Here is an 11047-nt window from a genome sequence, read left to right as displayed (position 1 = left end):
AAACCTTAAAATCCCCGTCATACTGACGACGCTTCTCCAACATCGTGAACACCTCCTTAAAATCAAATATACATCAGACCTTATTTCAGTGTCCACTCTTTCGGGGGAAGCTCAGTCTTGACCTACAGGGGATAGCGCAGGTGTGGAAGAGCGGCAGGTCACGCTCCGACTGTCGTCGGACCTAAGACCTGCCGCAACGAGTAATGCGCACGCGGAAGAACGGGCGGTAGTGGACTCCGCGCGAGGCGAAGTCGGGCATGAAGTCCGTCAGGAGAGACTCCTGACGGCGCAATAAAAGGGAAAGCGCAGTTGCCGAAGAGCGGCAGGTCACGCTCCGACTATCGTCGGACCTAAGACCTGCCGCAACGAGTAGTATCACCGTTATTCTGCCTATGGGGAGTGTAAGAAGGAGATGCTGAGTATAAATCAGTCGAATAAGACAGGAAAATTCAGGACTCGGATGCGGGACGATAATGCGGGGCGATATCATACCCCCGGCAGGAGTTGAACCTGCGGCCAAAGGTTTAGGAAACCTCTGCTCTATCCTCTGAGCTACGGGGGCAGAATCTCACTCAGAATCGTACTGAATTAATGTAAGAATATCGTATTTGCCAAGCCTTTTCCGCCAGGGGATAAAAGCCAAATCGATAAGGACGGCAATTCCGGCGACTTCACCGCCGACCTTTTCTATCATCTTGCAAGCCGCTTCAAGCGTCCCGCCGGTCGCCACCAGGTCATCGATGACTATCACCTTCTCCCCCGACTTGACGGCATCAGCATGCATTTCAATTATATCGGTGCCGTATTCCAGTTCATATTCCTGAGTGACCGTTTTGGCGGGAAGTTTCCCTTTCTTGCGCACCGGAATAAAGCCGACTCCCAGCCGGTCGGAGAGGGCGCCGCCGAAGATGAAACCGCGCGACTCGATGGCGACAATCTTGTCGGCTTTTTTGTCACGACAGAATTTCTCCATCAGGTCGAGAGCCGATTTGAAAGTTTTCGGCTCGATTATCAGGGTGGTGATATCGCGAAAGACAATCCCCTTCCTGGGGAAGTCGGGGATGGAGCGTATGGCTGCCTTTAAATCCATAATTTGACCCCTAACCTTTATGTGCTATGAAAAATTTATCGTACCCGCGGGGCTTATCGTACCAGTTGATTTTGATATCGGTGATATTGGCGTAGGTTGGTCCAACCCGAAGAATTTTGATGAATTCCTCCACAACGCCCCTCTCCCCTTCGGCAACCACTTCCACCGAGCCATCGGGAAGATTTGCGACATACCCGACAAGGGGAATCTGCTGCGCCTTATTATGGCACCAATAACGAAAACCGACCCCCTGCACCACGCCCCTGACATTTATCGTAGCGCCGATAAAACTCAATCGTCATTTCCCTGCCAGTTCAATCGCCTTCGTCACCGCTTTCTCCGGGTCTTCAATCCGCTCAATTTTTTCATCGACATTCCAGGATGAAATTGAAATCACCGGTTTATCCAGTTTGAGGGCGAATGCCATCTCCGACAACGTGCCGAATTTCCCCGGCAGCGCAATGACGGCATCGGCCGATTTAATGACGACCAGATTCCGCGCTTCGCCGATTCCGGTCGGGATGGCAAAATCTATGAATGGATTTGCTTCCTTTTTGTCATCGCCCGGAAGAATCCCAATAGTGACCCCTTTTTTCGATTTGGCACCCTTGGCGGCCGCTTCCATCACGCCCCCCAGACCACCGCAGACCAGAATGGCACCTTTCTCGGCAATCGTCTTGCCGACTTTCTCCGCCAAATCTTTCAGTTTTCCTGAACATTTCCCAGCCCCGATAACAGCAATAAAGACCGGTTCTTTTTTTGCCATTAGTTAAACCTCTCTGTTACCGGATTATTGTTATCCCTGCGGGCAGATAACGGATACTTCTTCTCTCACTATTTAAAATCGGGGCGACTGGATTTGAACCAGCGACTCCTTAGTCCCGAACCAAGTGCGCTACCAGGCTGCGCTACGCCCCGATTCACCAAAAACCGACTTAAAATACATATTAGTCCGGGCAAGTCAAGGGGATTATGAAAATGCTTTATCCCGCAGGACTAAATACGGAACTTTTGACGGTTCATCAGTTCGATAGCACCGTAGTCGGTGAAATCAAGCCTCAAAGGGGATATGGAGACATATCCAGAAGAAACCGCCTCAAAATCGGAGCCCTCGACCCGGCTCCAGGTTGATTTGCCGGCAATCCAGTAGTAATTCTTGCCGCGCGGGTCGGTCTTTTCGATGATAATATCCTGATAGACCCTCTTCCCCAGTCGGGTGAAGCGATATTTGTCGTACCCCCGGTTTTTCAGCCGGGGTAAATTGATATTGAGGAAGGTTTCGACCGGCAGATCGAGTTTGTCGACCTGACGAACAAAGCGGGCGATAAATCTGGCGGCGGCGACAAATGACTTATTATTTTCACTGTCGGTGTTGGATACGGCAATGGACGGTATCCCCAGAATGGAGCCTTCTATGGCGGCGGCGACGGTGCCGGAATAGGTAACATCTTCCCCCATATTTCCGCCATGGTTGATGCCGGAAATGAGGAGGTCGGGAAGTTTATGCTTGAGGAGCCCATGCACGGCGAGCATAACGCAGTCGGTAGGAGTGCCATCACAGATATACCGTTTCTCGCCGCGGGCGTGAAGCCGCAGCGGGCGTGTGAGAGTGAGAGAGTGACTGGAGGCTGACTGCTCCCGGTCCGGCGCAACCAGAATTACGTCGGCGATCCGGCGGAGTTCCTTTTCAAGGGACAGCAGTCCATCGGCGTAAATGCCGTCGTCATTAGTAAGCAGGATTAACATCGTCTCGTTCCACAATTAGAGAATAATTCGTTTCCAAATCTGTCGTATGAACCGCCCGGTATCTTTGAGCGGATTTATATATGAGTGTGAGCCTTCATAGACGGTCGAAATGGCGGCCTCGCCGATACGGGCGCCGAGCGCCCCGGCCTGAAACAGGAGTTCGGATTCATAATCATATTTTACCGATTGGACTTTAGTCTGCGCCAGAATTTCAGTGGCAATAAGGCGAAAACCGGACTGGGAGTCGCGCACCCTCTGCCCGCTGAAGACTGAGATTATGATGGAAGTAAGATTATTGGTAAGCCAGCGGGCGAAGGGCATAACGCGAAGGGTAATTTTTCTGGTACCGATGACAATATCAGAGCGCTCTGTCTTTTCCAGCAGGCGAGGGATTTCTTCGGGAAGATGCTGGAGGTCGGCATCAATAGTGACGATATGGCGATACCCATTTTCCAGAGCATAATCGGCGCCCCGCTTCAGAGTAAAACCTTTTCCCTGATTGGGGACATTTTCCAGACAGGTTATGCCCAAAGTCGGAAGCAATTCGGCGGTATTGTCGGAGGAGCCATCATTTATAATCAAGAGGTCGGAATCAGGGACCGAAAGGCGGATGCGCGGAACCAGCCGGGGAAGATAATTGGCGGCATTATAGGCTGGAATCAGAATGAGAACCTTGGACGGGGTTAACTCCATAGCCTTCGAAACATCACCAGTTTCGGCGCGGTTCCCGATGTCTTTCAATCCAGTATCCCCAAAGAGGAAGAAGCCAGAGCGCCAGGCCGGCGTAGGCGATGGCATTCACATTGGGCGGAGGAGGACCGAAGGCATTGGCGATGAAAATAGCCCCGAGAAAGAGAATGAGCGACCAGAAGGAGTATGTCCCCGTTCGGTCTTTGGGGCGGGAAACGGTCAGATAAAGGGATATTCCGATGACATAAAGCAGGGATTCCAGGACAAAACTGAGCCAGAAGAAATTCCAGACTCCCAGTCCGACTACAGTCGGAACTCCCGGCGCCAGAGGGAGGTCGGGACGGTGTGTAAGAAGGTCGAGAAGCCAGTGACTGACGACGCCGAAGCCGAGGAGCAGAGCATTGAGGAGATGACGTCGAAACAGGAAATAAACAAAGCCAAAAGCGAGTCCCCAGATGACAACCATAAGGAGACTGTGGGTAATGGGGTACGATTTGAAATCCAGCGGCGTAAAGGCGGTGATACCGGGAACGATTTCGACTTTTTCCAGTCCCAGTATCAGCATTACAGGCCAGAGGAGGTCGATGAATTGGACAGAAAGTAAGAGAGTTCCGAGTGACAGGCGCGGCGAGATCTTTTTGGAGGCAAGTCCGACCGCGATATGACCTATGAACATTTTGTGATTCTCGCTGCGCCGCTTAATGCCGAAGCGCCCGCAAACGCCCGGCTGGAGGCATTAAAATAATGGTCGGGGAGAGCAGATTTGAACTGCCGACCTCTCGCACCCCAAGCGAGTGCGCTAAACCAAACTGCGCTACTCCCCGACAACTGACCTAATCTAACGGGGTGAGCCGAAAAGGCAAGGGAAAAGTTTAAGAAGACTCTCAATCTCCCTGCGAATATCGGCGATGAGGGTGCGGAATTTCGCCGAAGCCAGAAGTTCTTTGCGCTCATCGGTCGGCTTAATCCCTTTAAGGCGATTGCGGGCTCCCTCGATGGTGTAGTTTTCCTTGTAAAGCAGCTGTTTAATCTGGTTAATCAGTTCGATATCATGTTTCTGGTAGACCCGATTCCCCCCGCGGTTTTTTTTGGGTTTCAGCATGGGGAATTCTTTTTCCCAGAAGCGGAGCACATACGGTTCCAGATGCGTCATATGCGCCACTTCACTTATGGAGTAGTACAGTTTTTCCTCCATTTTACTTTTGCGGCGGGGCATAATAACCTTTCTGTATCTTAGTTCCAGACTTCTTCTTTTAGCGTGCGCGTCATCAGGTCGCCTAACGCTTTTATCGGAGGTTTATCTTCAAACAGGACTTTATATACTTCACCAGTAATAGGCATCTCGACGTCGTGTTTCTCCGCCAGCGCTTTTGCCGAGCGGCAGGTATCGACCCCTTCGGCAACCATTGCCATTCCGCTCAAAATCTCGCGGAGCTTCTCCCCTTTCCCGATACGGTCGCCGACATAGCGGTTCCGGGAGTGTCGCGAGATACAGGTAGTAACCAAATCGCCGATTCCGGAGAGGCCGGAGAAGGTCAGCGGGTCGGCGCCCAGACGGACACCCATGCGGGTAATTTCCGCCAGTCCCCGGGTAATCAAGGCGCCGGTGGTGTTGTCGCCGAAGCCCAGACCCTGGGTGATTCCGGAGGCTATCGCGATGACGTTTTTGAGGGCGCCGCCGATTTCGACGCCGACCATATCAGCCGAGCGATATACCCGAAAATATTTATTGCTGAAGATATTCTGAATCTCTGACGCCAATCGCTGATTAACAGATGCCGCCACGACCGATGTGGGGAGTTGACGCGCCACCTCTTCGGCGTGGCTGGGTCCGGAGAGAACAGCAATATCGGTCTCCTCGGCGGCCTCAATGACAGAGCGGATGATCTGCGAGACCCGCAGGAGGGAGCCGATTTCAATCCCTTTGGCGAGATTGACAAAGACCTTATCGCCGGTGATAATATCATTCAAAGCGACACAGACCTGGCGCATCGTCTGCACCGGCACCGCCAACACCAGATAGTGAGATTCTTCGACCACCTCCGGCAGATGATTGCTGATTCTGATATTATCGGCAATTCGGATGCCGGGAAGTTTTTTATCATGCATCCGGTGCGCCAGAAGAGTCTTGTAATCAGCCGGATTGAATTCCCAGAGAACGACCTGATGGCCGTTTGACTCCAAGAGATTGCTGATGGCAATGCCCCAGCTTCCTGCCCCCAGTACCGCGATTTTCTCAGCCATTCAATTGACCTCCCGGAAGTTTGCGGCGGAAGGAAAAGCGATTTTCGTCACCGTGGAAGAGGCGCATGATATTGGCGCGGTGCGTCAGCAGAATCACAATCCAGAGGATGAAGGTGAGCAGAAGGTAAATAGAATCGACCTTCCCGGGCCAAAAGAGGTATTCCAAAAGAACGATAAGAAAGAGCGCCAGCGAAGAGATTATCGAGCCAAGCGAAATGAAGCGGCTGGCGGCAACCGTAATAATGAAGATTGCCGCAGAAATCAGGACTTCTGAGGGAAGGAGCATTGTCATCACGCCAAGGGCGGTATTAACACCTTTGCCACCGCGGAATTTCAGGAAAACGGAGAAGATATGCCCGAGAACAGCGGTCAATCCGGCAATGATTTTTAAGTATTCCAGGTTCAGAGAACCGTCACTAATAACAGGTGCCAGTAACACTGCCAGCATCCCCTTGCCGACATCGCCGATGAAGACCAGCAGGGCGGCAAAGGGTCCGATGGTTCTCCAGACATTGGTCATGCCGATATTGCCGGAACCGACCAACCGGATATCCCTAACCCCAAAAAGCCGTGATACCAGAAATCCGAAAGGTATCGAGCCGAGCAAATAGGCGGTCAATATGACGAGGATGAAATCCAATTAATGCATTACTCCAGAATAACGGTTTAAGGCATATAATATCAATAAGTTGTCAGACCGAATCGACTGGTTGCGGTTCAGGTTCGGCCGGTGTTTCAGCGGGTATTGCCTGTCCGCTTGCCTCTTTCATGGCATTCATGAAACGCAGAGCCTCCTCGTGGTCAACTTTTTTATCCTTCATTATTTCCTGAATCATGACGGTCAAACTCTGCATATCAGCCGGGTCAACTTTCTTTTCTTTCACGGCCTGATTGAATTGATTAAAGACGGAATCAACTTCTTCCTTCGTTATTCCTTCGGGCGGGTCGGCGGTGATTTCCCGCTGCATTTGACCGCTGATTTGCAGTACGCCCCATTCCATGATGCTGTCTCTTTTGACATAACAGACAATGCTCATTGCAATGACAATGACCAGGATGACAGCGAAAACAACCAGGGCGATTAGACAGCCGCGCGACATCCCTTTCTTCGGTTCGGACATAGTTTCTCCCTTTCCAAGAGGTTAAGGTCGTACTGGTTCCGTTTACTGATTATAAAGTATTACAATACAGAATATTACTGTGCAAATATGATTTATTGGTTTAGGTTGATAAAAGATAGCAAATAGCCTCGCAGCAGGCAACAGCAAAATAAAAAAAAGACCGCCGGAAGGCGGTCTTTTACTTTATTGCAAGGAGAGCCGTTTACTCAGCCGAAGCCGATTTCTCTTTCTTGGATTTTCCTTCGGTGGCGGCGGCTTCTTTCTCTTTTTTCTTGCTTCCTTTTTTCTTACCGGCATCTTTTTCGATTTTCGGTTTTTCGGTAAGAAGCTCGACAACCGCCACCATGGCGCTGTCGCCGCGGCGGTACCCCATCTTGACGACCCGAGTAAAGCCGGAGGGCTTGCTCTTGAATTGCGGGGCAATTTCGGTGAAGAGTTTTTTCAGGACCGCTCTATCTTTGACAGAGCGAGCCACCAGGCGGCGCGCCGCCAGGGTATCTTCCTTGGCGGTGCTGACGAGCCGGTCGGCGATTCGTCTCAGCTCTTTTGCCTTGGATTCGGTGGTTTTAATCATCCGCGACGCGAATAAAGACGTAACCATATTATTCATCATCGCCTGGCGATGCGAACTGGTTCGGCTTAATTTTTTAACTTTTCTCTGGTGTCGCATCATTTACCTCTATGTAGTCGGCTCCAGGTACTTGGAAATATCCATACCAAAGGAAAGGCCGAGTTCTTCCAGAATGGCATTCAGTTCGTTGAGCGATTTTCGCCCGAAGTTTCGGTATTTAAGCATATCCGATTCCGATTTGGAAACCAGCTCCGACAGCGTCTGAATATTGGCGGCGCGCAGACAATTGGAGGAGCGGACGGAGAGCTCGAGTTCATCGACGCGGGTTTTGAGAAGCTGGCGAATCCGCACGGTTTCTTCATCTTCCACTTTTTCCTCAGCCATCGGAATTTCTTCATCTATATGGATAAAGAGCTGCAGATGGTCTTTGAGGATTTTGGCGGCATAGGAGAGAGCGTCTTCCGGGGTAATGGAACCGTCGGTAGTAATTTCCAGAATCAGTTTATCGTAGTCGGTTCTCTGCCCGACACGGGTGTTTTCGACTTCGAAATTGACCTTGATGACCGGCGAGAACAGGGCATCCAGGAAAATGGAACCGACGGGGGCATCGGGGCGTTTATTCTGCTCCGCGACAACGTAGCTTCGGCCCGAATCGATGTCGATATCCATTTTGAATTCTTTGTCTTCGACCAGTTCCGCCAGATGGAGATTGGGATTGAGAATTTCCACCTGCGGGTCCGAAGTCAACATTGAGGCCGTAATCGGTCCCTTTTTATTGACGCGTAGAGAAACGGTTTTCATTTCATCGGCGTGCAGCTTGACTCTCAATTTTTTGACATTGAGGGCGAGGTCGGTGACGTCTTCATAAAGTCCCGGAATCGTGGTGAACTCATGCAAGGCGCCATCGATACGAATAGAGACCGGCGCGGCTCCCTGAATGGAGGAGAGCAGGACGCGCCTTAAGGCGTTGCCAAGCGTAATGCCAAATCCTCTTTCCAGCGGCTCGATGAGAAAACGGGAATAGTTTTCACCGGCGGACGACTGGTCGGAGATAATTTCCTTGGGCATCTGTAAACTTTTCCATTTCATACTTAAAAGCCTCCCGATAAGGCGAATATTTCACTATTTAGAGTACAGCTCGACGATCAGCTGCTCGTTGGCCGTCAGGGGTATATCCTGACGTTTGGGCACTTCCAAAAGTTCCCCTTCCAGAGCGGCCTTGTTTAGGCGCAACCAGGATAGCTGGTCGGTCTGGCCGAATTCTTTCAGCGAGGCATGAATTATATCAAGATGCTTGGATTTGTCGCGAACTTTAATTATGTCATGCGGCTTGATCTGGAATGAAGGGATATCGACGATTTTGCCGTTGACGACAAAATGGCGATGGCGCACCAGCTGGCGGGCGGCCTTTCGCGACGGCGCGAAGCCGAGTCGATAGACGATGTTGTCGAAACGACATTCCAGAAGTTGCAGCAGTTTTTCTCCGGTGACGCCGACTTTTCTTTCGGCGCCGGCGAAGTAATTACGGAACTGATTTTCAAGGACGCCGTAAATGCGGCGGACTTTCTGTTTTTCACGCAACTGCTTGCCGTAGTTGGAAGTTTTGTAGCGCATCGACTGTCCGTGTTGACCGGGGGCGTAAGCACGGCGCTCAATGGCGCATTTGTCGGTCAGGCAGCGATGCCCTTTGAGGAAGAGTTTTTCTCCCTCACGGCGGCACAGCTTGCAGTTGGCATCACGATATCGAGCCATGTATTCTCCTATAATCTCCTACTTATTCCCGGGCGGTTAAACGCGCCGCCTTTTGGGAGGACGACAGCCATTATGCGGTATGGGAGTAACATCCTTGATGGCGGTGATTTCGAGTCCAGCCGCGGAAAGGGAACGGATAGCGGCTTCTCTACCGGCGCCGGGTCCTTTGACCCAGACTTCGACCTTCCGCACGCCTAAATCCATCGCTTCTTTGGCGCTGGAACTGGCCGCCATCTGCGCCGCAAAGGGAGTCGATTTCTTGGAGCCTTTAAAGCCGACTTTGCCGGCCGAAGCCCAGGAAACGGTGTGTCCCTGAAGGTCGGTGATGACTACCTGCGTATTATTGAAGGTCGCCTTGACGTGGGCGATACCGTTAGAATCGATTCTTCCGAGTTTCTTTTTGCCTTTCGGTTTTTTCTTCTGTTCAGCCACTTTGAGACTCCATCAAAAGTTACTTCTTAGCTATGGCTTTTTTCTTGCCGGCCACAGTTTTCCGGGGACCTTTGCGCGTGCGCGCATTGGTTTTAGTTCTCTGTCCACGGACCGGCAATCCGCGACGATGACGCAACCCGCGATAGCATCCGATATCGATCAGCCGCTTAATATTCATCGATACCTCGCTACGCAGAGCGCCTTCTACTTTAAAGTCATTTTCTATAACACTGCGAAGTTTCGCAACTTCTTCTTCGGTCAGTTTATTCACACGGGTATTGGGATTGATGCCCGTCTTCGCCAGAATTTCCCGCGCCGACGGATTCCCGATTCCATAAATGTAAGTCAGGCCTACTTCGATGCGCTTATCTCTCGGTAAATCGACACCTGCAATGCGTGCCAAGTTATCCTCCTGCTATCTGAAAATAATAATTATCCCTGACGCTGTTTGTGGTTGGGGTTTTTGCTGCAGATTACGCGGATAACACCGTGCCGCTTGATAATCTTGCAGTGCTCACATCTTTTCTTAACCGATGAACGGACTTTCATTGTCAACCACCTTGCTTTTTCGCTCTTACTTATATCTATAAATGATTCGGCCGCGGTTCAGGTCGTACGGAGATAGCTCCAATGTAACCCGATCGCCCGGCAGAATCTTAATAAAGTGCATTCTCATTTTTCCCGAAATGTGCGCCAGGACCACATGACCGTTATCCAGTTCTACCTTGAACATGGCATTGGGAAGCGGCTCCAGGACTTTTCCTTCCACCTGTATTGTATCTTCTTTTGCCATTACTCCCTAACTATAAGGTCAAGATGTCGTGACCCTTATCGGTCACCGCCACAGTGTGCTCAAAATGCGCCGAGGGTTGACCATCGGCGGTAACAATCGTCCAGCCGTCAGGTTTGGTAACCACCTGAAAGGTCCCCATATTTATCATCGGCTCAATAGCAATAACAAATCCTTTTTCCAGAGTCGGTCCTTCGTCGGGAGACCCGTAATTAGGCACCAACGGGTCCTCGTGCATAGTTTTCCCGATACCATGACCGGTCAACTCCCTGACAACGGAATATCCGGCGGCTTCAGCGACCTTCTGTATAGCCGACGAAACGATTCCGAGCCGATTGCCGGGTTGCACCTGCTCAATTCCGGCTTCTAATGAACGCCGGGTGACCTCCAGAAGTTTCCTCTTTTCCGCGGAAATCTCTCCTACCGGAAAAGTCCTGGCGGCGTCGCCATAGTAACCGTCAACTATCGCTCCGAGGTCAACCGAGACAATTTGGCCCTCGGTGAGGATTCGCCTGCCGGGGATGCCATGTACGACCTCCTCATCTATGGAGATGCAGGCGGTCGCGGGAAAACCGCGATACCCTTTAAAAGCCGGTCGAGCGCCGTGGGAC

18 protein-coding genes and 3 tRNA genes are annotated in these 11047 nt (G+C 51.3%); all 21 read right to left on the bottom strand.

Annotation, left to right across the window (positions count from 1 at the left end; genetic code table 11):
- Nucleotides 1-489: 489 nt before the first annotated feature.
- Nucleotides 490-562 (bottom strand) — tRNA-Arg (locus tag AB1690_12470).
- A gap of 6 nt (nucleotides 563-568) precedes the next feature.
- Nucleotides 569-1090 (bottom strand): adenine phosphoribosyltransferase, encoded by a 522-nt coding sequence (locus AB1690_12465; protein MEW6016118.1) that lies wholly within the window; start codon nucleotides 1088-1090, stop codon nucleotides 569-571.
- A gap of 10 nt (nucleotides 1091-1100) precedes the next feature.
- Entirely contained in the window at nucleotides 1101-1385 is a 285-nt protein-coding gene (locus AB1690_12460; protein MEW6016117.1) for an acylphosphatase, read from the bottom strand.
- Between the two features lie 3 nt (nucleotides 1386-1388).
- Nucleotides 1389-1856 carry a TIGR00725 family protein gene (locus AB1690_12455; protein MEW6016116.1) on the bottom strand — a complete coding sequence of 156 codons (468 nt, stop codon included), beginning with the start codon at nucleotides 1854-1856 and terminating at the stop codon, nucleotides 1389-1391.
- A 78-nt stretch (nucleotides 1857-1934) separates the two neighbouring features.
- Nucleotides 1935-2008 (bottom strand) — tRNA-Pro (locus AB1690_12450).
- 78 nt (nucleotides 2009-2086) lie between these two features.
- Entirely contained in the window at nucleotides 2087-2836 is a 750-nt protein-coding gene (gene surE, locus AB1690_12445) for a 5'/3'-nucleotidase SurE (protein MEW6016115.1), read from the bottom strand.
- 15 nt (nucleotides 2837-2851) lie between these two features.
- Nucleotides 2852-3577: a glycosyltransferase family 2 protein gene (locus tag AB1690_12440; GenBank protein ID MEW6016114.1), complete on the bottom strand. Its 726-nt coding sequence runs from the start codon at nucleotides 3575-3577 to the stop codon at nucleotides 2852-2854.
- Nucleotides 3543-4202, bottom strand: coding sequence for a hypothetical protein (locus AB1690_12435; protein MEW6016113.1), 660 nt, complete (start codon nucleotides 4200-4202; stop codon nucleotides 3543-3545). The genes AB1690_12440 and AB1690_12435 overlap by 35 nt, the downstream gene beginning before the upstream one ends.
- A 69-nt stretch (nucleotides 4203-4271) precedes the next feature.
- Nucleotides 4272-4350: transfer RNA gene (locus tag AB1690_12430), tRNA-Pro, on the bottom strand.
- 14 nt (nucleotides 4351-4364) lie between these two features.
- Nucleotides 4365-4742 carry a MerR family transcriptional regulator gene (locus AB1690_12425; protein MEW6016112.1) on the bottom strand — a complete coding sequence of 126 codons (378 nt, stop codon included), beginning with the start codon at nucleotides 4740-4742 and terminating at the stop codon, nucleotides 4365-4367.
- 17 nt (nucleotides 4743-4759) lie between these two features.
- Nucleotides 4760-5770, bottom strand: coding sequence for an NAD(P)H-dependent glycerol-3-phosphate dehydrogenase (locus AB1690_12420; protein ID MEW6016111.1), 1011 nt, complete (start codon nucleotides 5768-5770; stop codon nucleotides 4760-4762).
- Entirely contained in the window at nucleotides 5763-6410 is a 648-nt protein-coding gene (plsY, locus tag AB1690_12415; protein ID MEW6016110.1) for a glycerol-3-phosphate 1-O-acyltransferase PlsY, read from the bottom strand. Before plsY ends, AB1690_12420 begins: the two co-directional genes overlap by 8 nt.
- A gap of 52 nt (nucleotides 6411-6462) precedes the next feature.
- The gene (locus AB1690_12410) at nucleotides 6463-6891 is read right to left on the bottom strand and encodes a hypothetical protein (GenBank protein MEW6016109.1); all 429 of its coding nucleotides are present in this window, start codon (nucleotides 6889-6891) and stop codon (nucleotides 6463-6465) included.
- A gap of 202 nt (nucleotides 6892-7093) precedes the next feature.
- Entirely contained in the window at nucleotides 7094-7564 is a 471-nt protein-coding gene (gene rplQ / locus AB1690_12405) for a 50S ribosomal protein L17 (GenBank protein ID MEW6016108.1), read from the bottom strand.
- Between the two features lie 6 nt (nucleotides 7565-7570).
- Nucleotides 7571-8551 carry a DNA-directed RNA polymerase subunit alpha gene (locus tag AB1690_12400; GenBank protein MEW6016107.1) on the bottom strand — a complete coding sequence of 327 codons (981 nt, stop codon included), beginning with the start codon at nucleotides 8549-8551 and terminating at the stop codon, nucleotides 7571-7573.
- 33 nt (nucleotides 8552-8584) lie between these two features.
- On the bottom strand, nucleotides 8585-9214 hold the full coding sequence (gene rpsD, locus AB1690_12395; protein MEW6016106.1) for a 30S ribosomal protein S4: 630 nt from the start codon (nucleotides 9212-9214) through the stop codon (nucleotides 8585-8587).
- Between the two features lie 36 nt (nucleotides 9215-9250).
- On the bottom strand, nucleotides 9251-9646 hold the full coding sequence (gene rpsK, locus AB1690_12390) for a 30S ribosomal protein S11 (GenBank protein MEW6016105.1): 396 nt from the start codon (nucleotides 9644-9646) through the stop codon (nucleotides 9251-9253).
- 19 nt (nucleotides 9647-9665) lie between these two features.
- Nucleotides 9666-10049 carry a 30S ribosomal protein S13 gene (gene rpsM / locus AB1690_12385; protein ID MEW6016104.1) on the bottom strand — a complete coding sequence of 128 codons (384 nt, stop codon included), beginning with the start codon at nucleotides 10047-10049 and terminating at the stop codon, nucleotides 9666-9668.
- Between the two features lie 29 nt (nucleotides 10050-10078).
- Complete coding sequence (gene rpmJ, locus AB1690_12380; protein MEW6016103.1) at nucleotides 10079-10195, bottom strand: 50S ribosomal protein L36; 117 nt, start codon at nucleotides 10193-10195, stop codon at nucleotides 10079-10081.
- A gap of 25 nt (nucleotides 10196-10220) precedes the next feature.
- Nucleotides 10221-10439, bottom strand: a complete 219-nt coding sequence (gene infA, locus AB1690_12375) for a translation initiation factor IF-1 (protein MEW6016102.1) — start codon at nucleotides 10437-10439, stop codon at nucleotides 10221-10223.
- 10 nt (nucleotides 10440-10449) lie between these two features.
- Nucleotides 10450-11047, bottom strand: a 598-nt coding sequence (map, locus tag AB1690_12370) for a type I methionyl aminopeptidase (protein MEW6016101.1), incomplete at its 5' end; no start/stop codon positions are given.

The sequence above is a fragment of the Candidatus Zixiibacteriota bacterium genome, assembly GCA_040753495.1.
GTDB lineage: Bacteria > Zixibacteria > MSB-5A5 > GN15 > PGXB01 > DYGG01.
Note: the sequence above shows the minus strand (reverse complement) of the source record. Positions and strands in the feature narration are given on the sequence as shown.

What these genes read in the sequence shown, in the direction of transcription:
- AB1690_12400 (MEW6016107.1), bottom strand. Translation starts at nt 8,551, where the DNA reads ATGAAATGGAAAAGTTTACAGATGCCCAAGGAAATTATCTCCGACCAG.
- rpsD (MEW6016106.1), bottom strand. Translation starts at nt 9,214, where the DNA reads ATGGCTCGATATCGTGATGCCAACTGCAAGCTGTGCCGCCGTGAGGGA.
- surE (MEW6016115.1), bottom strand. Translation starts at nt 2,836, where the DNA reads ATGTTAATCCTGCTTACTAATGACGACGGCATTTACGCCGATGGACTG.
- infA (MEW6016102.1), bottom strand. Translation starts at nt 10,439, where the DNA reads ATGGCAAAAGAAGATACAATACAGGTGGAAGGAAAAGTCCTGGAGCCG.
- rpmJ (MEW6016103.1), bottom strand. Translation starts at nt 10,195, where the DNA reads ATGAAAGTCCGTTCATCGGTTAAGAAAAGATGTGAGCACTGCAAGATT.
- AB1690_12435 (MEW6016113.1), bottom strand. Translation starts at nt 4,202, where the DNA reads ATGTTCATAGGTCATATCGCGGTCGGACTTGCCTCCAAAAAGATCTCG.
- AB1690_12465 (MEW6016118.1), bottom strand. Translation starts at nt 1,090, where the DNA reads ATGGATTTAAAGGCAGCCATACGCTCCATCCCCGACTTCCCCAGGAAG.
- AB1690_12425 (MEW6016112.1), bottom strand. Translation starts at nt 4,742, where the DNA reads ATGCCCCGCCGCAAAAGTAAAATGGAGGAAAAACTGTACTACTCCATA.
- AB1690_12410 (MEW6016109.1), bottom strand. Translation starts at nt 6,891, where the DNA reads ATGTCCGAACCGAAGAAAGGGATGTCGCGCGGCTGTCTAATCGCCCTG.
- AB1690_12420 (MEW6016111.1), bottom strand. Translation starts at nt 5,770, where the DNA reads ATGGCTGAGAAAATCGCGGTACTGGGGGCAGGAAGCTGGGGCATTGCC.
- rplQ (MEW6016108.1), bottom strand. Translation starts at nt 7,564, where the DNA reads ATGATGCGACACCAGAGAAAAGTTAAAAAATTAAGCCGAACCAGTTCG.
- AB1690_12455 (MEW6016116.1), bottom strand. Translation starts at nt 1,856, where the DNA reads ATGGCAAAAAAAGAACCGGTCTTTATTGCTGTTATCGGGGCTGGGAAA.